Below are 21,965 nucleotides of genomic sequence, written 5' to 3'. Positions count from 1 at the left end.
GCGGGCCGGCAGGCGGTCAGGCTCTCTGCCGCCACTGCTCCATGACCTGCCGGAAGGCCTCGCTGACAAGGAGAAGGAGCTCGGCGGAGGACTGGAAGCGGGCGCCCGCCGGGGTCGTGGCCCCGAGAATCTCGGTTCCGCGCTGCGACGCGGCCGTCAGAGCGTCGTTCATCTGCAGAGCTGCGAGGATCGACCGGAGCCAGATCTCATCGTCGATGACGTAGCGTTCGCGCCGCGCGCCGGGAACCCGTTCCCGCCTGAGCATTCCCTGCTCTTCGAGGAAGGCGACGGCGTGCGAGACCGACGCCGGGCTGACGCGAAGCCGCTGGACCAGGTCGGCGGCGGTGAGAGCGCCGGAGTCGGTGATGTACAGGCAGACCAGCACCCTGGCCTCCATCCGGGGCAGCCCCTGCTGAACGAGGAGAGCGGTGAAGGACTCCGCGAAGTCCTGCACCGCCTGCGGGTCTCGCCCATGGTCGCTGTCGGAGATCGGCGGCGCCGGAGGCGGCGCCTGCTTCTGCCGGCGGGCACGATGCCGGGTGGCCTCGTGCGCCTGGTCCGCTCTGTAGTCGTCGGGTCCGCCGTTGCGGGTGACCTCCCGCATGATGGTCGAGGCGGGCCGCCCCATACGCCGGCCGATCTCCGCGTATCCGAGTCCCTCGGCCAGCCACGCGGCGATGTGCTGTCGGTCCTGGCCGGTCAGTCTGCCTCCGGGCATCGGTGCTCGGCTCCTATCCGTCGACATGCGCGAAGCGCGGCGCCCCGGCACCCTCCGCTGCACAGTATGCATTCACTCAGATTCCATTGCAATGCCGCATCGCGGCCCACCCTTTGCGTTCAGTGTCATGTTCATTGCAAAGACTGCTCGATAAGCCGAATTTAGCAGGCATCACGCAGCATCATTGCCTGTTGACGGACTTATAAACGCAATGTACTGTCGCAGACATTCAGAGATTCCCGAACGCTTGCGGGTGCCGGTGGCGCCGCAGAGGGAGTCCCGTGGCCGAGCTCCAGCTCGCCGAACGCCCGTCTCGCAAGATCGAACACCGTAGGTAAGGGATTCATGATGGAAAAGAGCAACAACGGCTTCTCCGAAGCGGGGCTGCGCAGGCTGCGTGAAGTGCTGGAGCGGCATGTCGAGTCGGGGAGGATTCCCGGGCTCGTCGCCCTGGTCGGCCGGGGCGGTGAGACGCACGTCGAGGCGCTCGGGACGATGCGCCATGACGGTGGCGCGCCGATGCGCCGGGACACGATCTTCCGGATGGCCTCGACCACCAAGCCGGTCGCGATGGCGGCGGCGATGGTCCTGCTCGACGAGTGCAGGCTGCGGCTGGACGACCTGGTGGAGCCGTGGCTGCCGGAGCTCGCCGACCGCCGGGTGCTGAAGCGGATCGACGGCCCGCTGGACGAGACCGTGCCGGCCCGGCGGCCGATCACCGTACGGGACCTGCTGACCTCCACGTTCGGGCTCGGCATGGACATGACGGCGCTGGGCAGCCCGATCATGGGCGCGATCTTCGAGCAGGGGCTCACGCCCGATCTGCCGGAGCCGATGCCCGAGCCGGACGAGTGGATGCGCCGCCTGGGCACGTTGCCGCTGATGTACCAGCCTGGAGAGCGCTGGCAGTACCAGATCAGCCACGACGTGCTCGCCGTGCTGGTGGCCAGGGTCACGGGCCAGTCGTTCGAGACGTTCCTGCGTGAACGCATCTTCGGCCCGCTGGGGATGAAGGACACCGCCTTCCACGTGCCCGCCGACAAGATCGACCGGCTGCCGGCCCTGTACGCCCCCGACCCGCAGACCGAGGAGTTCCACGTGTGGGACGAGGCCGTGGGGGGACGGTGGAGCCGGCCTCCGGCGTTCCAGGGCGGCGGCGGCGGACTGGTCTCCACCGCGGACGACTACCACGCCTACTTCCAGATGCTGCTCAACGGCGGGATGCACGGCGGCGAGCGGATCCTGTCCCGGCCCGCCGTCGAGCTGATGACCACCAACCGCCTCACGTCCGAGCAGCAAGCCGCCCGGCACGCCATGGCCACCGAGAACGTCCATGTGTCATTCGGCCAGGGGCAGCACGGCGGCTGGGGCATGGGGATGGCGGTGCGCACCTACCGCGGCGACTACGCCCCCGTCGGCCAGTTCGGCTGGGACGGCGGAAGCGGCACCTCGACCTACGCCGACCCCGAGAACCGGCTCACCGGAATCCTGCTGACCCAGGTCGGGATGTCCGTCCCAGATCCCGCGCGGCTCATCCACGACTTCTGGACCACGCTCTACCAGGCCATCGACGACTGACAGCCACAGCTTGTCACGGGGTCGTCTCCGGACCCCGTGACGCGGGGCGCCGATGTGCGGCTCGCCTGACGGCGGTAAGACCCTGACCGGCCCCCTTCCGCGGCACGTTCGTGGCGGCGTTGCCGTGGAACTCGGTCGTCGCACGGGTGCCGCGGGCGAGCAGCGAGCGCGCGCCCGCCACGGGTCGGGTCCGGGGGTCGGGGCATGGTCGGCGGTGGCGAGGGCCAAGGCTGCGATGAGGGGGCGCAAACCGTACATCCAGGTGGTGAGTGAAGATCAACTGCGGACGGTGCGAATCCCGTGTGTGATCACGTCAGTGGGTGTGACGGGGCCTTTGCCGCCCGGTGAGCGTGCGGTAGTGAGCGAGGCGCAGGACAGCCGTCACGAGGCCCGCCGCGGCCGCCACCACGAGAGTGATCGTCAGCGGCGCCGCGAAGTACGTGAGCTGCGCCCACGTGACCGTCCGGCCGTTCATCAGGAACGAGATCAGGTCCGGGTACGCCGCCAGCAGCGCCGCGGGCAGCAGCACCGGCACCAGGCGGAGCCCGGCCCGCCACTTCCTCGGCGTCCTCGTGGCGAGTCGCCGGGCGGCCCAGCGCCGGGAGCGTACGGCTCCCAGGGTCCCGAGCGCCGCCGCCGCCAGCGTGACCACCCCCAGTACCAGCTCGAACTGCTGCCTGTCGCCCCCCGGCACCTCCGGCGTCCGGCCCTCGCTCAGGTCCGCCAGCCCGCTCGCGATGGCGAACGTGTCGTCCGTCAGGCTCGCGCTGTTCGCCATGACGGCGAAGCCGTAGCCCGTCCGCGGGACGATCGTCTCGACGGCGGTGTAGGTGAACAGGTTCCCCGAGTGCGTGAGCCGCCGGGTCTCGTCGTCGATGCCCCAGCCCATGCCGTACTCACGCACGCTGCTCGGGGCGTGCATGGTGGTCAGGCCGGCCGGGCCGACGAGGCGGCGGCCCCGGCCGTTCTGGGTGATCAGCCAGCGGCCCATGTCGGCGGCCGTGGTGATGACGCTGCCGCTGCCGCTGCCGTCGAGGAACGCGGGCAGCTCGGGGCGCGGCAGCCAGAGGCCGAACACGGAGTTGTAGCCGTCGGCCGGCCGGACCGTCCGCTCGCTGACGCCGCTGGAGCGCATGCCGAGCGGCCCGAAGACCCGCTCCCGCATGAAGTCGCCGAAGCTTCGGCCACTGGCCACCTCCACCAGCCTGGCCGCCACGTTGTAGTTGACGTTGCAGTACTCCCAGTGCGTGCCGGGCGCGGCCCGCAGCGTGGCGGTGCCCAGCTTGGCGGCGTACTCCTTGAGCGAGCCGGCCGTGTCCAGGTCGCCGATGTCGGTCGTGGTGTCGGACAGCCCGGACGTCTGGTTCAGCAGGTGCCGCAGCGTGATCGCCTTGGCGCGCGGGTCGGCCATGCGGAACCCGGGGAGCTGCTCGGCCACGGGCCTGTCCAGGGACAGCCTGCCCTCCTCCACGAGGATCATCGCGGCCATGGCGGTGAACGACTTGGTCACCGAGGCGACCCGCATGGGCGTGCCGGCGGTGACCGGCTCGCCCGCGGAGTCGTGGCCGTAGCCGGCGGCGTGGACGATCCGGTCGCCGTGGGTCACGACGACGGACAGTCCGGGCAGACCGGTCTGGTCGAGGGCGCGGCCGACGTACGCGTCGATGGCGGCCGGGGTGAGCTCGGCGGTGCGCGCGGGCCCGGCGGCCCATGCGGCCGGCGTGCACGTCACGGCCAGGCCGATCGCCAGGGCGAGGGCGGTGAGGAGGCTTTTCACAGGTGCTCCGTTCAAGGGGGACCTGCGAAAACCTAGGGACCGGGGCCTGCCCGGGACATCGGCCTTCCGGCCAGCCGTACCCCTGACGAAAGTCAACCCGCCCGCGCGCCATGCCTCCGCCGCGGATGACACCAGCCCTCGCCGGCGGAGTCACGTTGATCACGCAGAAGGTTGACTTGATAACGCATTGCTATGTGATATACGTCATACTCTGAAAAGTCTGTCGTGTACGGATATGTTGCGTGATATTTCTGTGACCTGCGGGCGATCATGCTCGCATTCGCGAACGGGGAATCATGCACGCGTTCACACACGGGGCCGCCTGACACAGGGGAAGCGCCGGCGTCGTCGCCGGGGCTGAAGGGCCGCGCTCGCAGAAGCGCCGCCTGTCGATGCCACCTGCCCGACTAACGCCGACTTATCCGCACTTAAGTCGAATAGTCGGACAAACAGGATTATCAGCAGTTTTCACATTACTTAGGATGAGACTTGCGTATTTCGCTCACGGGGAAGCTCGCTCTCGGTCTGCTCACCGCCACCGTCCTCGCCGGAGGCACCGCGATCGAGGCCAACGCCGCCACGCCCACGCCACCGGCCGACACGGCACAGAGCAGTGACACGGCGGCCGTCGAAGCGACCATGGACGCCGCGTCGGCGCAGGCGGCCAAGAGCGGTCAGGCAGTGTCCGTGCCGACCCTGACCAACGAGAACAGCACGACCGTCGCCAACCCCGACGGCACCTTCACCGAGACCATCAGCTCCGGCGTCGCCCAGGTCAAGCGGGGAGACCAGTGGCTGCCGGTCGACACCTCCCTCGTCCAGGACGGCGCGGTGCTCAAGCCGCGCGTCTCCCGGGCGAACGTCGAGGTCTCCGCCGGCGGCGAGGGCCCGCTCGCCAAGATCGTGGACGACGCCGGCCGGGTGTTCGCCGTGCGGTGGCCGACCGCGCTGCCCAAGCCCGCGATCAAGGACAACGTCGCCACCTTCGCCAACGCCGCCGGCCCGGGCGCCGACCTGGTCGTCACCGTTCTGCCCACGGGATTCCGCCACGACGTGGTGCTGCGCGAGAAGCCGTCCGGCCCGCTGGAGCTGCGCATCCCCGTGCAGACCGAGGGCGTCGACCTCGCCGAGGACGCGAGCGGCCGGCTCCTGCTCAAGAGCACGGCCGGTGACGGCAAGGTCGTCGCCTCCGGCTCGCGTCCGGTCATGTGGGACGCCAGCGGGCACGGCAAGCCGCGCGGCGACGCGCTGAAGCCGATCGACACCAGCGTCGAGACCCAGAACGGCGTCAAGGTGCTCGTGCTCAAGCCCGACGCGGGCTTCCTCGCCGACCCCAAGCGGAAGTACCCGGTCACGGTCTTCCCGTCGATCACGCTCCCGCAGGTCGAGACCGACACGGACGTGGCCAGCACCTGGGCCTCGCACCCCGGCGACCCTATGATCATCGCGGGCACCATGCCATGGGAGAACGGCCAGGGCGGTGACGTCATGCGCAGCCTGGTCAAGTTCAACACGGCCAAGGTCAAGGGCAAGAAGGTCATCCTGGCCACCCTCGGCATGTGGAACCTGGAGACCAACGGCTGCGGCCTCGTCGTCGGCTCCGGCCTCACCGCCGAGCGGGTCACCAGCGCCTGGGACGAGAACGACCTGAACTGGGACAACAAGCCCACGACAACCGGCGAGGGCGCCTCCACCACCCGCGCCGGCCGCGGCCGTACCTGGACCGCGCCGTGCGCCACGGGCGCCGGCTTCCTGGCGTGGCCGGTGACGAACATCGTCAAGGCGTGGGCGTCGGGCGCCCCCGACTACGGCATCCAGCTCCGTGGCGCGGACGAGAAGGAGGCCACCAACTGGCGGGCCTTCGCCGCGTCGGAGAACAAGGAGCAGGGCGTCAAGCCGCCGACCCTGGCGGTCGTCTACACCCGCTGACGGACACCGCGAGTGAGGGGCCGGGGAGCGCGCTCCCCGGCCCCTTCCGCTACTGGTCGGTCCGGCGGAGGAGGAGGGTGACGAAGCCGAGCCCGTCGCGGTAGCCGTTGAGCCACATGTCGCGGTGGGAGTCGGCGGCGGCCATGGCCTCGTCGCCGTCCGGGCCGGGGTGGTCGAGGGCCCAGCGGGTGAGGGTGCCGGTCCAGGACCACTCGTAGTCGTCCCACTCGTCGCGGGTGCTGGTGTGGGCGTAGATGGTGGCGTAGCCGGCGTCGCGGGCGCGCGCCACGGTCCCGGCCAGGTCGGCGTAGTCGTCCGGGCCCGTGCCGAGCAGGTCGTGCAGTTCCTTGGACGGCTCCCCCTCCCAGAAGCCCTCGCCGATCAGCGCGAGCCCGCCCGGCCGCAGGTGCCGGCGCACGGCGTCGAGGGTCTCGGCCAGCGTGCCGAACGCGTGCGTCGCTCCCACGCACAGCACCAGCTCGTACGGCTCGGCGGAGGCGAAGGCGTCCGCGGGCGTCTGGTGCAGCCGGAGCCGGTCGCCCAGGCCGAGGCGGGCGGCGGCCTCGGCGGCGGCGGCGAGCCCCTCCTCCGAGATGTCCACCCCGTCCGCCGTCGCCTCGGGGTAGAGGTCCAGCGCCCGGGTGAGCCACGCGCCCTCCCCGCAGCCGAGGTCGAGGACACGGGCGCCGGAGGGCAGCTTGGCACGGGTGAGCAGACGGATGAGGTTGGCCTCGCTGACGGGCGCGGCGATCGGATGGTCCGCGTGGGCGAGGTGGCTGATGAGCTGACGGTGCATCCTCACGACTATGCCGAAAACGGATCCGGGCCCGCCACCGGATATCGACGGCCGCGCGCAGGTGCGGCTCAGGCGCGGCCGACAAGGCTCTCGTAGTCGCGCAGCGTGATGTTCTCGGCGGCCTTGCGGGCCATCTTGGCGGCCATGTTCTTGCCCGGCAGGTACGGCATGATCTTGTAGTAGCGGTTGAGGAACGAGGCCAGGAGCCGGCTGCCCGGCACCATGAGCTTGGCGACGCCGTCGCCCATCTTCTGGCAGCCCGTGGCGTACTCGCGCATCTCCTCCTCGTAGCGGGCGAACGCCACGCGGTGGTCGCCGCGCGCCGCGGCCAGCTCGCCGGCCAGCACGTACGCGCCGACCAGCGCGAGTCCCGAGCCCATGCCCGACAGGGACGAGGGGCAGCAGGCGGCGTCGCCGACAAGGGCGACCCGCCCGCGCGTCCAGGTGTCCATGTGGACCTGACCGACCGAGTCGAAGTAGAAGTCGGGCGCCTGCCGCATGTCGTGCAGCAACCGCTCGCTCTGCCAGCCGTTGCCGGCGAAGCTCTCGGCGAGCACGGCCTGCTGCCGCGCCACGTCGCGACGGTTCAGGTCGAGGGCCGGGGAGACGAAGTAGAAGACGGCCCTGGCCTGCGTGTTGTGCCGGGCGCTGTAGAGCGCGACGAGCCTGCCCGCGGTGCGGTAGGCGTGGCCGGTGTGGTCCAGGCCGAGGTGGTTGGCCGTGGTGAAGATCGCGCAGTAGAGGCCGAGGTGCTTGACGAACCGCTCCTCAGGCCCGAACGTCAGGCGGCGGGTGTTGGAGTGCAGCCCGTCGGCGCCGATCACCAGGTCGAACCGGCGCGGCGCGCCGCGCTCGAAGGTGACCGTCACGCCGTCGGCGTCCTCGGTGAGCGAGGCGATGGAGTCGCCGAAGACGTACTCGGTGTAGTCCTTGGTGGCGTCGTAGAGGATGCGCCCCAGGTCGCCGCGGAGGATCTCGACGTCGCCCGCGAACAGGTCGGCGGGCATCGTCGCCTGCGTCCGGCCCGCCGCGTTGACGTACGACATGGAGCCCATGCCGGTCCTGGCCCGCTCGATGTCACCGAGGATGCCCATGCGGCGCAGGACCGACAGGTGGGCCTCGCCGCGGAAGTCGACGGCGTAGCCGCCTTCGCGCAGGGCGGGGGCGCGCTCCACGATCGTGGGGGTGAAGCCGTGGCGGTGGAGCCAGTAGGCGAGCGCGGGCCCGGCGACGGAGGCGCCGGAGATCAGGACGTTGGTGTTCCTCATGCCGTTTCTCATGACCCCGAGCCTGCCGGGGAGGGCTCACCGCGGGCTCACCGCCGGCTCACCGCCCCCATCGCACCGACGCGTCTCGCCGCCGTCTCACCACCGGGTCACCGCCTCCACGACGGTCTCGGGCAGCCCCATCAGGCGGAGGACCGCGGGGGTGGAGATCCCCATCACGGCCGCCGTCTCGCCGGCCTCCCGGAATCGCTCACGGGCCGCGGCGCGGTCGCCGTGCGCCTCGGCGACACGGCCGAGCCCGGCGAGCGTGCGCACCCGGTCGCCGAGGCTCTTGATCCAGTGCGGGTCGAGGCGTTCGAGGGCCTCGACGTACAGCCGTTCGGCCTCGGCCAGGTCCTGCTCCAGCAGCGCGATGTCGCCGAGCCCACGCAGGGCCGCCGCCAGGTAGGTGGAGCTGCCGGCGCGGCGGGCCAGGGCGGCGGCCCTCATGTAGTCGGCGCGAGCCGCCGCCGCGTCCTCGCCGGCGAGGTGATCTCCCCGGTTGACCAGCAGGTCGGCGCTGTCCTCCAGCGCGCCGAGCTGCTCGGTCAGCGCGAGCGCCTCGTCGGTCAGCTCGACGGCCCTCGCCCGGTCGCCGCGCGTTCCGGCCAGGCCGGCGAGCGAGTCCAGGGCCAGCGCGGTGCCCCAGCGGTCGCCGAGCGAGCGGAACTCTTCCGCCGCCGCGTGGAAGTGCACCTCGGCCGCCGCGGCGTCCCCCTCGCCGAGCGCCCCGAACGCCGACACGTACCGGGCGGTCGCCCGCGCCCACGGCTCGGGGCACGCGAGCTGGGCCCGGACGAGTTCGAACGCGCCCTGCATGTCGCCCCCGACCGCGTTGCGCATCATCCACAGGAGCAGGGCCACCGGGTAGCGGCCCGGCCGGTCACCCGGCCACGCGGCGGCCAGCTCCTGACCGGCCCGCGCGAGGTGCCGCTGCCAGACCGGATGCCCGGCGGCGTCGGACGCGGCCAGGAGCACGCACGTCACATACTCCTCACCGAGTTCATCACTGGGCCCGTCAAGAAGTGCGCCGTCCAGCAGCATGGTGGCGTAGGGCGCGGCGGAGGCGGACAGGCCGCTCAGCCACAGGTAGTTCGAGGCCGAGGCCAGCAGCCGCAGGGCCGTCTCCACGTCGCGGGCCTCGACGGCCCAGCGCAGGGCCGCCAGCAGGTCGGCGTGCTCGGCGGCGAGGATCGGCAGCCACTCCAGCTGCCCCGCCCGCCGCAGGTGCGGGTCGGCGGTCCGCGCCAGCTCCAGGAAGCGCCGCGCGTGGGCGCGTCGCACCGGCTCGGCCTCGTCCGCCGCTTCGAGCCGTTCGGCGCCGTAGGCGCGGATCGTCTCCAGCATCCGGTAGCGGCCGCCCGCCGCCTCCAGAAGGGACTTGTCGGCCAGAGACTCCAGCAGCTCGCCGTCGGCGCCGCACACCCGAAGAGCCGACTCGGCCGTCGCGCCACCGGCGAAGACCGTGAACCGCCGCGCGGCCCGCTGCTCCTCCTCCGACAGCAGGTCCCAGCTCCACGCGACCACCGAGCGCAGCGTCCGGTGCCGCTCGGCGGCCGTCCGGGCGCCTCGGGCCGCGACCCCGAGCCGGTCGTCCAGCCGTCCCGCCAGGTCGTCGATGTCCAGCGTGCGCAGGCGCGCCGCCGCCAGCTCGATGGCCAGCGGCAGGTCGTCCAGGGCCGCGCAGATCCGCCGCACCACCTCCGGGTCGGCGGCGAAACCGCGCCGTGCGGCCCTGGCCCGGTCGGTGAAGAGCTGTACGGCCGCGTCGCCGTCCAGAGGCCGCACCTGCCAGAGGTTCTCGCCGATGACACCCAGCGGCTCCCGGCTGGTGGCCAGCACCCGTAGCCGCGGGCAGGCGGCCAGCAGCCGCGCCGCCAGCGTGGCGGCCTCTTCGACGAGATGCTCGCAGTTGTCGAGGACGAGCAGCAGCACGCGGTCCGACAACGCGGAGATCAGACGGTCGACGGGCTCCTGCTGCCCGGCCCCCTCCCCGAGGAGCCCGTTCTCGCGCAGGCCGAGCGCGCTCAGCAGCGCCCGCGGCAGGCCGGCGCCGTCGCGCAGCGCGGCCAGCTCCACGAAGCAGACGGTGTCACCCGCCGCCCCGGCGACCTCGACGGACAGCCGGGTCTTGCCGACGCCGCCGGGGCCGATCAGCGTGACCAGCCGGGCCACGCGCAGCAGGCCGGCGACCTCGGCCACCTCCGCGGCACGGCCGACGAACGACGTGAGCTGCGCGGGCGGCGCGGCGGGCGACGGCGACGGATCGGCGCTCAGCACCTCCAGGTGCAACGCGGCGAGCTCGGCCGAGGGATCGGCGCCCAGCTCCTCGGCCAGGTGTCGCCTGGTCTCCTCGAACACCTCCAGCGCCGCCGCCTGCCCGCCCTCGGCGAACAGCGCCCGCATCAGCAGGGCCGCCGGCCGTTCCCGGAGGGGATGGCGGCGGGCCAGCTCGCGCAGCTCGGGTACGGCCGCGCGGTGCTCGCCCAGGCGCAGCTCGCCCTCGATCCGGTCCTCGAGCGCCGCGAGCCGCTGCTCCTCCAGCCGTACGGCGGCGGCCCGGGCCGTCGGGCTCTCGGGGAGGTCGGCCAGAGCAGGCCCCCGCCACAGCTCCAGTGCCTCGCGCAGCAGCGGGACGGCCCGCCCGGCGTCGCCGTCACGCAGCGCGGCCCGGCCCTGCCCGGTCAGCCGCTCGAACCGGCAGGCGTCCACGTCGTCGTCATGCGCGACCACGATCCGGTAGCCCGCTCCCGCCCGCTCGATCGCGGCCCCGCCGCCCAGGGTCGCGCGCAGCCTCGACACCTGGGAGTGCAGCGCGTGCGCCGACGTCCCCCCTGGCGGGCCGATCTCGTCGGCCAGCCGGTCGACCGGGACCACCTCGCCGGGGCGGAGCAGCAGCAGCGCCAGCAGCGCCCGCCGGGCCGGCCCGCCCAGCGGAACCTCGGTCCCGTCGTCGCGCCAGGCCCGGGTCTGGCCGAGGATTGCGAACCGCATGCGGGTGATTATGCCGGGGGTTCGATGGCGGTGCCCTGCGCGGAGACGAGCCGCCAGAGGCCGGGGGAGACGGCGACGTAGACATGGGTGTAGCGGCTGCCGGCGCTGAAGGCCGTACCGTCGGGACGGGTGACGTTCATGCCGGTACGCCCTACGACGATCCCGACGTCCCCGATGCGGCGGACGAGGGCCTCGTCCGGGAACGACTCGATCGCCGGGAACCGTACGGCGCCGGTGGCGATGGCGTCGAGAAGGACGTCCCGGCCCACGGCGGCCCCGTCCTCCACGCTCACCAGGACGAAGTCGTCCGCGAGTAGGTCGCCCAGGACCTTGACCTCAGCGGCCGTCAGCGCCTCGAAGAAGCGCTGGTCGTGGTCGAGCAGGGATCGGCGGTCTGCGGTCATGGGTGGTCCGTTCCTCGGGTGACAGGGGGCCCGAGCGTAAACCCTGACCTCAGTGTCAAGGTCAAGTCTTTCGTGCCCGTCACTCCGGTGAGCCCGCTCGTGGGCCGGAAGGCCGCGGGCATCGGTGGACGAGAGGCCGGGGTGCGGGAACCCTTGCTCGCCAGGAGCGTTCTAAGGTTCGAGCCGACTCGAGGAGACGCGCGTTGGAAAACCTGATCACCTACGTCCCGCTGCTGTTCGTGGCGTTCGGGATGCTGATCGTGCTGGTCTCGATCAAGGGGAACGTGGACGGCAGAGAGTTCGCCCGGCGGGCGCAGCGGGTGCCGGGCGTGGTCAGCGACGTCCGGACCACGTTCACGGGGCAGGGGGAGCACCTGAGGGCGAGACGGCGGCCGGTCCTGACCTTCACGACCGTGGACGGGCAGGAGATCACCACCGAGGCGCGGACCACCTCCCACCTCGGCGTCGGCAACGCGACCGACGTGCTCTACGACCCGCAGGACCCGACCCGCGCCGTGCCCGCGGAGAGCTCCGGCGGCTACGCCGGAATGGTCGCCGGGATCATCGTGATCGTCATCGGCCTGGCCTTCTTCGCCGGTGTCTCCGGTGGGTTCACCGGCGTCGGTGACGTCGGTGACGGCATCGGGGGCGGTGACTCCCGAGGCCAGTGCGAGATCCAGAACGCCGACGGCTCCGTCGAGCCCATGGAGTGCCCTCCCGGCCTCTGGGACGACGAGTGATCTCGATGGCGCCTCCCTGGTGATCGCCCATGGGCGACACGAAGGTGCGGCGCGGCCGGCGTCCCGCGTCCGTCAGCGTGGCGTCTGCAGCGTGCCGTTGAGCAGCACGCGGAGGCCCCACCTGGCGCGTTCCTCGGGGGTGCCCGAGACCAGCTCCGACGCCAGGGCGGCGACGTGCGGCAGCCCGGCCGGTGAGGCGTCGCGCAGTGCCCGGGTGAGCGCGTTCCACTCGTCCGCGGCGTCGATCGACCGGTCCTCGGTGGCGTGCTCCGCGGCGGAGGCGGTGGCCATCAGCAGGAGCACGTCCACGCCCCAGGCGGCCTGCCCGTCAGGCACGCCGCCCTCGCTGAGCAGCGCCAGCAGAGCCTCCAGCAGGTTGAGGTAGTTCGGGCCGGACGGGCGGGCCACCAGGGCCGAGCGGGCCAGGCTGGGGTGGCGGTACAGCACGTCCGTATATGAGGTCAGTACGGCCTCGATCCGTTCACGCCAGTCCCCGGCGACGGTGACGGGGCCCAGATCGACCTCGCCCAGGAGCTCGTCGAGTATCGCCGCGTGAAGTTCGGCGGTGTTGGCCACGTACACGTACAGGGATGCCGGGCCGGTGTCCAGCTCCTGGGCCAGACGGCGCATGGTGACCCGCGGCAGCCCCTCGGCGTGCATCAGACGCACCGCGGTCGCGATGATCCCCTTCCTGGTCAGCGCGGGTTTGGCGGGGCGCTCGCGACGGCTGCGGGGCTGATCGGTCACGAAGGTCACCGTACCAGGGCCCGATCGCGTTCGCGACGAACTTGTTCGTAACGAACATGTTCGGCTAGCGTGAGGGTGCGCCTTTGGAAGGAGGCATCACCATGACCCATCACCCCATCGCGATCGTCGGAGCCGGGTTGTCCGGCTTGACGCTCGCCCGCGTCCTGCACCTCAACGGGATCGAGGCGGTCGTCTACGACCTCGAACCCGCACGCCACGCCCGTACACAGGGCGGCATGCTGGACATCCACGCCGAGAGCGGCCAGGTCGCCCTGCGCATGGCCGGCTTGCACGAGGAGTTCACGACGATCGTCCATCCGGGCGGCGAGGCCGTCCGCGTCCTGGACCGGCACGCCGTCGCCCACTGGGAGGAGCGCGACGGCGGCATCGGCGACCGCCCCGAGGTGGACCGCGGCCGGTTGCGCGACCTGCTGCTGGACTCACTGCCCGAAAGCGCCGTGCGCTGGGGCGTCATGGTCGCCGCGGCCCGTCCTCTGGGCGGCGGACGGCATGAGGTGACCCTGGCCGACGGCGGCTCGTTCACCACCGATCTGCTCGTCGGCGCGGACGGCGCCTGGTCGCGGATCCGCCCCTTGGTCTCCGGCACGCGGCCCGCGTACACGGGCATCTCGTTCGTCGAGCTCGACCTGCTGGACGCCGACCTCCGCCACCCGCGGGCCGCGGACCTGATCGGCGGCGGCATGTTCTTCGCGCTCGGCGATGGCAAGGGCTTCCTCGCTCACCGCGAGACCGACGGCAGCCTGCACGTCTACGCCGCCGTCCAGGCCGTCGAGGACTGGATCGACGCCATCGACTTCGCCGACGCCGGGACCTCCAGGCAGGCGGTGCTGGAGCGGTTCGGCGGATGGGACGACAGCCTCAAGGCTCTGGTGACCGACGCCGATGGCCCGCTGATCCCGCGGAAGATCCACGCGCTGCCGATCGGTCACCGCTGGGACCGGGTCCCGGGCGTGACGCTGGTGGGCGACGCGGCGCATCTGATGTCGCCGTTCGCCGGTGAGGGCGCCAACCTGGCCCTGCTCGACGGCGCGGAGCTCGGGAACGCCGTCGCCGCTCACCCCGGCGACGTCGAGCGGGCCCTCGCGGCTTACGAGGAGGAGCTGTTCCCGCGCTCCGCCGAGAAGGCCGCCGAGTCCCTCGCCGGTCTCGACCTGTGCTTCGGCGAGGACGCGCCCCACGGCCTGGTCCGGATGTTCGCCGGTCGGCCGGTCGGCGCATAGGCCGCTCGGGCGGGGGGACGGTGCCACCCATCCCCACGTTCATCAGTGGGCCGAAGCCGTCGCCGCCTACGACGGCTTGGTGTTCGTCACCCCGGAATGCACCCACACCCCGCCGGGCGCGCTGTGGCGGCGGGAGCGGGATCAGTCGTGCGCTGTGGACCTGGTCGCCGTGAGGTGGCGGTCGATGATCTGGTCGAGCTGCGCGACCGCGGGCTCCCAGTCACGCGGCACCGTGTGGCAGCGGACGGCGCGGTGGCCCCGGTAGCGCAGGGTGTAGGTGAAGTGATCCGCGACGTCGCAGCCGTCCGTGGACGGGGCCCACGTGGAGACGTTGCCGAGCCTGCGCCGCAGCAGACCGAACTCCGCGGCGGTGAGCTGGAAGGCGGCGGTGGCCGCGGCGGAGGCGGCCCGCGCCCGGCCGTGCCGGTCTATCGAAATACTGCGCTGAATTCCGGCGAACCCGCCCGCTTTTTCATAGCCGATCATTTCTTGTGAATGACCGGTCGCGGGCCGCGGCCGCGTTTCGGCCCGCGCGGTCGTGGCCGGTAGGGCCGCGATCGCCGCGAGAATGGCCGCGACAGCCAGGTGCTTGAACACGTATATATCCTTCCCGTCGTTCGGAAGACGTTTCGGAGTCCGGTGCGGAATCGTGGACAGCCCTGTTCCGGGACGCCACGGAAGGGCTCATTCTCGCAGGCCGGTCCTCATCTGCTGTTCATGTGACGGCCATGTGAGAGTGGGCACTCCGAGGCCCTGGCCCGTATTGCAGGGCTTTTTCCGGACGGCCTTTCTTCTTTCCGGTGACGAAGCTCGAATCGCGGCGCCGACGAGATGACTCCGCCTCCACGAGTACTGCGGAGTGGCGCACGTCACATGGCCGGTTTGTCACAGGGGGCGGGTCGCCGGCATCTCCATGTTCGTCAGGACGCCGTGCGAACGACCCGCGCGGCACGCAGCACCACGAGTGAGGACCAGATCATGGAACCCCGTATCGACCTGTTGACCAACGAGCTCGGCGCCAAGATCAGCAAGCGCATCTACAACGTCGCCCTGGCGATCCAGCAGTCGCCGCTGCCCCAGGCCACCCAGGACCTGGTGATGCTGCGCGCCAGCCAGATCAACGGCTGCGGTTTCTGCGTCGACTACCACACCAAGGACGCCACGGCCGCCGGGGAGACCGCGGTCCGGCTCCACCTGGTCGCGGCCTGGCGCGAGTCGACCGTGTTCACCGAGGCCGAACGGGCCGCCCTGGCGCTCACCGAGGAGGGCACCCGGATCGCCGACGCCCACCACGGCGTGTCCGACCAGATCTGGGCGCAGGTACGCGAGCACTACGACGACGACCAGATCGTCGCGCTGGTCTCCCTGATCGCCATGATCAACGCCAACAACCGGCTCAACGTGATCGTGCGCAACCCGGGGGGCTCCTACGAGCCCGGCATGTTCGCCGGTATGGCCGACTGACCGGCGGGCCGCTCCCGGCCCTGCCCCGGCCCTGCCCCAACCCGCTCCATCCGCGGCAGGGCTCCGACCGCCATGCCCATGCCGGTGTCCAGCCACTCGCCGCGCTCCGCGACCACCTGCGTCCGGACACGGGTCGTCAGTGGCACAACAGCCGGTTGTACATCGCGAGCGGATCGGTTGTTTGATCGCGGCGTCCACCAGTCGCTTGAATGTCCTGCGTGAGCACAGCGCCTGCACTCGACCCCGCGCACACCGCCCTGCTGGTCATGGACTGCCAGCCCGCCATCCTCGCCCACCTGCCCGAAGACGGGACCCGGGAAGCACTCCTGAGTCGCGTGGAGGGAGCCATCGCCGGCGTTCGCGCCGGCGATGGCACCGTCGCCTACGTCCGCGTCGGCTTCACCGATGCCGACTGGGACGCGGTCCCGGCCACCAACAAGTCCTTCGCCCCGGTGGCCCGGCACCGCCTCCTGCACCACGAGGACCCTGCCGTCGCCGTGCATGAACGCCTGACTCCCCAGGAGGGCGACATCACGGTCCGCAAGATCCGCCACGGCGGCCTTTCCACCACCGACCTCCACCAGCGGCTGCGCGAACGCGGCATCAACACTCTGGTCCTCGCCGGCATCAGTACCGGCGGCGCCGTCCTGTCCACCGTCGTCGACGCGGCCGACCGCGACTATCGGCTCTACGTCCTGTCCGACGGCGTCGCCGACCCGGACCCCGACGTCCACGACATGCTGCTCCGTCGCGTCTTTCCCGCACGAGCCCACATCATCGACACAGCCCGGTTGCACACCCTGCTGCGGGGCGACTGACCCGAAACCGCCAAGGGGACGTAACAGGTCAGTCCAGGATGACGATCTGGCGGAGGACCTCGCCGCCCTTCAGGGCCGCCACCGCGTCGTTCAGGTCCGCCAGGCGGATGCGGGCGCTGATCATGGAGTCCAGATCGAGCCGGCCCGCCTTGTAGAGGTCGGCGAAGTACGGGAAGTCGTGCCGGACGTCCGCTTCGCCGTACACGCTGGACAGCAGCTTCTTGCCCTCGAACAGCAGGCTGAAGGCGGAGATCGACACCATGTCGTCCAGCGCCCCCGCGCCCACCACGATCACGTCGCCGCCCTGGCGGGCGAGCTGCCAGGTGGCCTGGATCGTGGCGCCCTTGCCGACCGCCTCGAAGGCGTGGTCGAAGCCCTGGCCGCCGGTCAGCTCGGCGAGGGCGCCCTGGACGCCGTCCGGGGTGACGGCGTGGGTGGCGCCGACCTTCCTGGCCAGCTCGTGCTTGGACTCCAACGGGTCGACGGCGAGGATCACCCTGGCCCCGGAGAGGCGGGCGCCCTGGATGACCGACAGGCCGACGCCGCCGCAGCCCACGACCGCGACCGTGGAGCCGGGGCGGACGCGGGCGGTGTTGACGGCGGCGCCGACGCCGGTGGTGATGCCGCAGCCGATGAGCGCCGCCGCCTCCCACGGCACGTCCGCGTCGATCCTGATCGCGCCCTGCCAGGGGATGACGACCTCCTCGGCCCAGGTGCCGCAGCCGGCCATGCCGAAGGCCATGGTGTCGCCGCCGAAGCGGAAGTTGCCCTTGCTGAACGCCTCCACCGTGTACTTCATGCACAGGTACGGCTGGCCCCCCACGCACAGGCGGCACTCCTGGCAGGCGGGGCGCCAGCTGATGATGACGTGGTCGCCCGGCTGGACGGAGGTGACGTGGTCGCCGACCTCCACCACCTCGCCCGCGCCCTCGTGCCCGGGGACGAGCGGCACGGGCTGCGGCAGTACGCCGGACATGGCCGACAGGTCCGAGTGGCAGACGCCGGTGGCCCTGACCCGGACCCGTACCTCGGTGGGGCCGACGGGAGCCAGCGTGACGTCGTCACGGATGTCGAGCTTGTCATCGCCTACGGCGTGCAGAAGCGCGGCGCGCATGGGGGTTCCTCCTCCGGGCCGGTCCTGTGGGGACGGCTATTCCTCTAGGGAGAGTGCGGCTTTCGGGCAGGACCGGACCGCGTGGCGTACGCGGTCGTGCATCTCGGGTGGCGGGTCCGGGAGCAGGATGTGGAGCTGGTCGTCGTCGTCCACATCGAACACCTCGGGAGCGAGCCCCATGCACACGGCATTGGCCTCGCAGACCAGTTCGTCGACCTTGACTTTCACGTGAGCCTCCTGTGATCCCATGAGACCACCTTGGTGCGCTCCACGACGAATCCGACCCGCTTGCGGCCGGTCTGCTCGACATACGGCAGCAGGTGCTCGTCGGCGACGCCCGGGGTCATGGCGCGGGCCACGCGCAGGCCGATGTCGAGGACGCGCCCGGGCTCGTCCACGCGCTCGGCCTTGCCGTACAGCAGGACGCCGCGCAGCTCGCCGTAGTCCTCGCCGGTCTCCACCAGGCAGGTCACCCGCGGGTCGCGCTCCAGGTTGCGGGTCTTCTGGGCCTTGGCGTAGGTCCAGAAGACGATCCGCCCGCGCTCGTCGAGCGCGTAGAACATGGTGACGAGGTGCGGCGTGCCGTCCGGGTTGATCGTCGCGAGCTGCAGCTTGCGGGCGGACGCGAGGAACGCGTCGGCCTCGTCGCCGGACATCGCGATGCGAGCGCGCTGATTCACGTGCCAAGTAGAACAGGTTGCAGAATGCCGGGCAAGAGGTCTCCGGAACGTTGTTCGGTCTCGGAGGAGGATGTCGAATAGGGTGCGGTTCATGATGATGCCGCCCGATCTGCTGGACGCCGCCCAGCGCGCCAAGGGCTTCATGCCGCCGGACGAGGGCCTCGCCCTGTTCGAGACGGCCCTGCGATACGGCAAGCAGGGCCCCATCTGCGAGATCGGTACGTACTGCGGCAAGTCCGCCGTCTACCTCGGCGCGGCGGCTCGGCAGGCCGGGACCGTGGTCGTCACCGTGGACCATCACCGCGGCTCGGAGGAGATCCAGCCCGGCTGGGAGCACCACGACCCCACGCTGGTGGACCCCAGGTTCGGCAGGATGGACTCGCTGCCGGTCTTCCGGGCGACGATCGCCGCGGCCGGGCTGGAGGACGAGGTCATCGCCGTCGTGGGCCGGTCGGAGCGGGTGGCCGCGCTGTGGCGTACCCCGCTCGGCATGCTGTTCATCGACGGCGGCCACTCCGAGGAGCCGGTGACGCGCGACTACGAGGGGTGGGCGCCGCACGTCATGGAGGGCGGGGCGCTGGTCTTCCACGACATCTATCCCGATCCGGCCGACGGCGGGCAGGCGCCGTACCGGGTGTACCTGCGGGCACTGGAGTCGGGGGCGTTCGAGGAGGTCGCGGTACGGGGATCGCTGCGGGTGCTGGAACGGGTCCGCCCCGGCGTCTGAGGCGTGCCGGGGCCGGGGCCGGGATCGCGGCGGGGCGTCAGCGGGTGACGAGGTGGTGGCGGCGGGACCAGGCGCGGCGGGTCTCCGCCTGCCAGGCGAGGTAGTCGTCGTGCGTGCGGACGTCGTGGCCGAGCGCCAGCAGCGACCGGTCCGCCCAGGACGCCGCCTCCTCCGGCTCGGCCCCCGCCAGGATCGGCACGGCCAGCATGGCCGGCCCCAGCAGCGCCCCCTCCCGCACCACGGCCATCGACGCGAACGCGCACCCCTGAGCCAGGCAGGACCGGTACCCGTCGGCCCCCGCCCGCTCGGTCAGCAGCGCCAGCTCCTCGCCGGTGGCGCCGCCCGTGCGGGTGGCGGCGAAGGCGGCCCCTGCCCACAGGTCGGCCCGTCGCCCCACGGGGAACCCGGCGATCCGGTCCGCCACGGCCACGGCCGAGGCCCGCTCGTGGTGCCACAGCAGCCGGCCGAGCCCCTGGTCGAACGTCGCGCAGCGGGCCCGCGTCAGCAGCCCCGGCATGGCCCGCTCGTCCAGCATGCGGGCGTTCGACTCCTGGCTCCGCTGGAATCCGTACCCGTCGACCGCCAGCCAGCGCAGCAGCGGATGCCCCCGGCGCGCCCCGCGTACCGGAGGCAGGCGCAGCAGCGCGTACCCGCGCCCGGCGCCGAGGTGGACGGCGTGGTGGTGGCGCGCGGCCGGTCCGGACAGCAGCTCGCGCAGGCGCCGGCCCCGCGCCAGGGTGAGCAGGTCGAGCACCGCGCTCGCCGCCCCCGCACCTTCGCAGGCGAACGTCCACCGCTCGTGCGGCAGCCCGTCGAGCAGCTCCTGGAACACGGCAGGATCGCGGGCCAGAGCGGCATTGAAGCCGGACACGTAGGAGCTCTCGGCCTCCTCGACGGCGCGCCGGGCGGGTCCGGCGGCCCAGGGGCCGGCGACCACCTCGTCGGCGTCCCGGGCCAGCAGCCTGCGCCAACCGCCGGCCGGGGGCGCAGAGGCCGGATCGATCCCGTCATGATGCAAGAAAGCAGTCGTGCCCGTGTCGCCCACGCTTCCCCCGAAGACGCCTCGTACGGCCACTCCCGACGCTAGTGACCCGCTTGCGCCTGCCCAGGGTGCCGCTCCGGCTTTTACGGCAAAGAAAGCGCAAAAGCCCTTGCGGAGCCGGGGCAGGGCAAGATCAGGCGCGGGCCGGCGTGCACCCGCACAGGTCCGGGTCCGACGGCGGGACGGGCGTCGCGCTCACGTCGCGGAACAGCCCGGCGCCCCCCGACAGCCCCTCCAGCGCGTCGGCTGCCAGGACCACGGCGGCCGCCGTGTACCCGGACCGCTCGTGCGGGAAGTGCTTGCGGTTGGCGAACTGCCAGCCCGTCCAGTACGACCCGTCCTCGTGCCGCAGGTGCTGGATGTCGGTGAACAGCCGCTCCGCCCGCTCGCGCTGACCCAGCGCGTCCAGCGCCAGCGTCAGCTCGCACGTCTCGGCCCCCGTCACCCACGGCTGGTCCGACACGCACCGGATCCCCAGGCCGGGCACCACGAACGTGTCCCACTCGCGCTCCAGCAGCTCCGCCGCCTGCGCCCCGCGCACGGCCCCGCCGAGGACCGGGTAGTACCAGTCCATCGAGAAGCGGCTCTTGTCGGCGAACGCCTCCGGGTGGGCCGACAGCACGTGCGCGAGCCGGTCGGCGGCCAGCTCCCAGTGCGGCTGCGGGTCGCCGAGGTGCTCGGCCAGCAGCACGCCGCAGCGCAGCGCCTGGTGGATGGACGAGCAGCCGGTGAGCAGCGCGTACGTCGAGGGCCGCCCCTGCGCGTCGCTCTCCCAGACGATCTCGCCGCGCGGGGTCTGCAGCCCGGCGACGTAGTCCAGGGCGGCCTTGACCATCGGCCAGCGCCGCTCGGTGACCTGCTGGTCGCCGGTCACCAGGTGGTGGTGCCACAGCCCGGCGGCCACGTACGCCGCGTGGTTGGTCTCGCCGCCCCGCTCGGCGGCGACGCCGTCGACCAGCTTCATCGGCCAGGAGCCGTCCTCGCGCTGGTGCCGTTCCAGCCAGTCGTAGCCGCGCCGTACGGGCCCGTCCAGCCCGGCGACGGTCATGGCCATGAGGCATTCGACGTGGTTCCAGGCGTCGACGTGCCCCTCGGGCCACGGCACGCCGCCGTCGTCCTGCTGAATCGCCGCGATGCTCAAGGCCGTACGGACGACCTCCTCGCGGCCGATCACGCCGCGGGCTTCCTGACGTAGAGCACCACGCTCTTGCCGATGAGCGGGTTGAGCAGGGCCTCGGCGAGGCGGGTGGCGGCGGGGCGCTTCATGATGTCCCACACCAGCAGCTCGTGGTACGCCTTGGCCAGCGGGTGCTCGGCGTTGTTGACGCCGACCGCGCACTTGATCCACCAGTACGGCGCGTGCAGGCCGTGGGCGTGGTGGTGGGGGCCGATGACGAAGCCGGTGGACTTGAGCTTGGCCGACAGCTCGGCCAGCGTGTAGATGCGGACGTGACCGCCGGGGGCGGTGTGGTAGTCCTCGTCGAGCGCCCAGCAGATCCGCTCGGGCAGGAAGCTCGGAACGGTGATCGCGGCCGTGCCGCCGGGCCTGAGCACCCGGAAGATCTCCCGCATGGCGGCCATGTCGTCGGGGATGTGCTCCAGCACCTCGGCGGCGATGACCCGGTCGAAGCTCCCGTCCTCGAACGGCATCTCCAGCGCCGTGCCCCGGACGGTCTCGCCGGTCGCCTCCGGCGGCACCTCGCCGGCCTTGTCCATCGCCGCGAACATGGCGGCCACGCCGTCCAGCTCGGCCTGGTCCATGTCGAAGGCGACCACGTCCGCGCCTCGGCGCAGCACCTCGAAGGCGTGCCGGCCCCCGCCGCACCCCAGGTCGAGCACGCGTGTGCCGGGCCCGACGGGCAGCCGGGCGAAGTCCACGGTCAGCACTTGATCCGTCTCCTTGTGATCAGCTAGAAGGGGGCTGCACGGCT

General features: G+C 71.9%; 21 protein-coding genes and 1 pseudogene. 8 read left to right on the top strand and 14 right to left on the bottom strand.

From position 1 onward, the window contains the following. Positions 1 to 16: 16 nt before the first annotated feature. Positions 17 to 718 carry a helix-turn-helix domain-containing protein gene (locus ABZS51_RS27270; RefSeq protein WP_355446559.1) on the bottom strand — a complete coding sequence of 234 codons (702 nt, stop codon included), beginning with the start codon at positions 716 to 718 and terminating at the stop codon, positions 17 to 19. Between the two features lie 348 nt (positions 719 to 1,066). On the opposite strand from ABZS51_RS27270, the gene ABZS51_RS27265 reads away from it, so the two are divergent. Further along, entirely contained in the window at positions 1,067 to 2,296 is a 1,230-nt protein-coding gene (locus ABZS51_RS27265) for a serine hydrolase domain-containing protein (protein ID WP_355446556.1), read from the top strand. A 313-nt stretch (positions 2,297 to 2,609) separates the two neighbouring features. On the opposite strand, the gene ABZS51_RS27260 is transcribed toward ABZS51_RS27265, so the two are convergent. Next, entirely contained in the window at positions 2,610 to 4,073 is a 1,464-nt protein-coding gene (locus ABZS51_RS27260) for a serine hydrolase domain-containing protein (RefSeq protein WP_355446553.1), read from the bottom strand. Between the two features lie 489 nt (positions 4,074 to 4,562). Here ABZS51_RS27260 and ABZS51_RS27255 point away from each other — a divergent pair, with 489 nt between their 5' ends. Next, positions 4,563 to 6,002: a DNRLRE domain-containing protein gene (locus ABZS51_RS27255; RefSeq protein WP_355446550.1), complete on the top strand. Its 1,440-nt coding sequence runs from the start codon at positions 4,563 to 4,565 to the stop codon at positions 6,000 to 6,002. Between the two features lie 49 nt (positions 6,003 to 6,051). Here ABZS51_RS27255 and ABZS51_RS27250 read toward each other — a convergent pair whose 3' ends face one another. The 4 genes from ABZS51_RS27250 to ABZS51_RS27235 form a co-directional block, all read right to left on the bottom strand. Continuing rightward, positions 6,052 to 6,798, bottom strand: coding sequence for a class I SAM-dependent methyltransferase (locus tag ABZS51_RS27250; RefSeq protein WP_355446547.1), 747 nt, complete (start codon positions 6,796 to 6,798; stop codon positions 6,052 to 6,054). A 68-nt stretch (positions 6,799 to 6,866) separates the two neighbouring features. Then, complete coding sequence (locus tag ABZS51_RS27245; protein WP_355446544.1) at positions 6,867 to 8,078, bottom strand: FAD-dependent monooxygenase; 1,212 nt, start codon at positions 8,076 to 8,078, stop codon at positions 6,867 to 6,869. A gap of 84 nt (positions 8,079 to 8,162) precedes the next feature. Continuing rightward, positions 8,163 to 11,057: a BTAD domain-containing putative transcriptional regulator gene (locus tag ABZS51_RS27240; RefSeq protein ID WP_355446541.1), complete on the bottom strand. Its 2,895-nt coding sequence runs from the start codon at positions 11,055 to 11,057 to the stop codon at positions 8,163 to 8,165. A gap of 8 nt (positions 11,058 to 11,065) precedes the next feature. Next, the gene (locus tag ABZS51_RS27235; protein ID WP_355446538.1) at positions 11,066 to 11,461 is read right to left on the bottom strand and encodes a nuclear transport factor 2 family protein; all 396 of its coding nucleotides are present in this window, start codon (positions 11,459 to 11,461) and stop codon (positions 11,066 to 11,068) included. A 203-nt stretch (positions 11,462 to 11,664) separates the two neighbouring features. Here ABZS51_RS27235 and ABZS51_RS27230 point away from each other — a divergent pair, with 203 nt between their 5' ends. After that, on the top strand, positions 11,665 to 12,201 hold the full coding sequence (locus ABZS51_RS27230) for a DUF3592 domain-containing protein (protein WP_355446535.1): 537 nt from the start codon (positions 11,665 to 11,667) through the stop codon (positions 12,199 to 12,201). A gap of 72 nt (positions 12,202 to 12,273) precedes the next feature. Here ABZS51_RS27230 and ABZS51_RS27225 read toward each other — a convergent pair whose 3' ends face one another. Next, positions 12,274 to 12,948: a TetR/AcrR family transcriptional regulator gene (locus ABZS51_RS27225; protein ID WP_355446532.1), complete on the bottom strand. Its 675-nt coding sequence runs from the start codon at positions 12,946 to 12,948 to the stop codon at positions 12,274 to 12,276. A gap of 101 nt (positions 12,949 to 13,049) precedes the next feature. Here ABZS51_RS27225 and ABZS51_RS27220 point away from each other — a divergent pair, with 101 nt between their 5' ends. After that, positions 13,050 to 14,189, top strand: coding sequence for an NAD(P)/FAD-dependent oxidoreductase (locus ABZS51_RS27220; protein WP_355446530.1), 1,140 nt, complete (start codon positions 13,050 to 13,052; stop codon positions 14,187 to 14,189). 31 nt (positions 14,190 to 14,220) lie between these two features. Further along, a pseudogene (locus ABZS51_RS27215) lies at positions 14,221 to 14,301 on the top strand (NADPH-dependent FMN reductase); the annotation flags it as partial. Between the two features lie 29 nt (positions 14,302 to 14,330). Here the strand turns inward: ABZS51_RS27215 and ABZS51_RS27210 are convergent. Then, positions 14,331 to 14,675: a hypothetical protein gene (locus tag ABZS51_RS27210; RefSeq protein ID WP_355446527.1), complete on the bottom strand. Its 345-nt coding sequence runs from the start codon at positions 14,673 to 14,675 to the stop codon at positions 14,331 to 14,333. A 492-nt stretch (positions 14,676 to 15,167) separates the two neighbouring features. Here ABZS51_RS27210 and ABZS51_RS27205 point away from each other — a divergent pair, with 492 nt between their 5' ends. Then, positions 15,168 to 15,653 carry a carboxymuconolactone decarboxylase family protein gene (locus ABZS51_RS27205; RefSeq protein WP_355446524.1) on the top strand — a complete coding sequence of 162 codons (486 nt, stop codon included), beginning with the start codon at positions 15,168 to 15,170 and terminating at the stop codon, positions 15,651 to 15,653. A 218-nt stretch (positions 15,654 to 15,871) separates the two neighbouring features. Then, the gene (locus tag ABZS51_RS27200; RefSeq protein ID WP_355446521.1) at positions 15,872 to 16,471 is read left to right on the top strand and encodes a cysteine hydrolase; all 600 of its coding nucleotides are present in this window, start codon (positions 15,872 to 15,874) and stop codon (positions 16,469 to 16,471) included. A gap of 28 nt (positions 16,472 to 16,499) precedes the next feature. Here the strand turns inward: ABZS51_RS27200 and ABZS51_RS27195 are convergent, their stop codons facing one another. The 3 genes from ABZS51_RS27195 to ABZS51_RS27185 are packed head-to-tail and all read right to left on the bottom strand — an operon-like array spanning position 16,500 to position 18,265. Continuing rightward, entirely contained in the window at positions 16,500 to 17,585 is a 1,086-nt protein-coding gene (locus ABZS51_RS27195; RefSeq protein WP_355446518.1) for a Zn-dependent alcohol dehydrogenase, read from the bottom strand. A 36-nt stretch (positions 17,586 to 17,621) separates the two neighbouring features. Continuing rightward, positions 17,622 to 17,813 (bottom strand): ferredoxin, encoded by a 192-nt coding sequence (locus tag ABZS51_RS27190; RefSeq protein ID WP_310708648.1) that lies wholly within the window; start codon positions 17,811 to 17,813, stop codon positions 17,622 to 17,624. Further along, complete coding sequence (locus tag ABZS51_RS27185; protein ID WP_355446515.1) at positions 17,810 to 18,265, bottom strand: pyridoxamine 5'-phosphate oxidase family protein; 456 nt, start codon at positions 18,263 to 18,265, stop codon at positions 17,810 to 17,812. The genes ABZS51_RS27190 and ABZS51_RS27185 overlap by 4 nt, the downstream gene beginning before the upstream one ends. Positions 18,266 to 18,362: 97 nt before the next feature. Here ABZS51_RS27185 and ABZS51_RS27180 point away from each other — a divergent pair, with 97 nt between their 5' ends. Then, positions 18,363 to 18,992, top strand: a complete 630-nt coding sequence (locus ABZS51_RS27180) for a class I SAM-dependent methyltransferase (protein WP_355446598.1) — start codon at positions 18,363 to 18,365, stop codon at positions 18,990 to 18,992. A gap of 37 nt (positions 18,993 to 19,029) precedes the next feature. Here ABZS51_RS27180 and ABZS51_RS27175 read toward each other — a convergent pair whose 3' ends face one another. The 3 genes from ABZS51_RS27175 to ABZS51_RS27165 all read right to left on the bottom strand — a co-directional run bounded on the left by ABZS51_RS27175 (position 19,030) and on the right by ABZS51_RS27165 (position 21,921). Then, entirely contained in the window at positions 19,030 to 20,010 is a 981-nt protein-coding gene (locus tag ABZS51_RS27175) for a DUF1702 family protein (RefSeq protein ID WP_355446512.1), read from the bottom strand. A 157-nt stretch (positions 20,011 to 20,167) separates the two neighbouring features. Then, positions 20,168 to 21,208 carry a prenyltransferase gene (locus ABZS51_RS27170; protein WP_355446509.1) on the bottom strand — a complete coding sequence of 347 codons (1,041 nt, stop codon included), beginning with the start codon at positions 21,206 to 21,208 and terminating at the stop codon, positions 20,168 to 20,170. Beyond that, positions 21,205 to 21,921: a methyltransferase domain-containing protein gene (locus ABZS51_RS27165; protein WP_355446506.1), complete on the bottom strand. Its 717-nt coding sequence runs from the start codon at positions 21,919 to 21,921 to the stop codon at positions 21,205 to 21,207. Before ABZS51_RS27165 ends, ABZS51_RS27170 begins: the two co-directional genes overlap by 4 nt. Positions 21,922 to 21,965 lie beyond the last annotated feature (44 nt).

It is taken from the genome of Nonomuraea sp. NPDC005501 (assembly GCF_040605905.1).
GTDB lineage: Bacteria > Actinomycetota > Actinomycetes > Streptosporangiales > Streptosporangiaceae > Nonomuraea.
The sequence above is the reverse complement of the archived record's forward strand: the minus strand, read 5'-3'. Positions and strand labels throughout refer to the sequence as shown.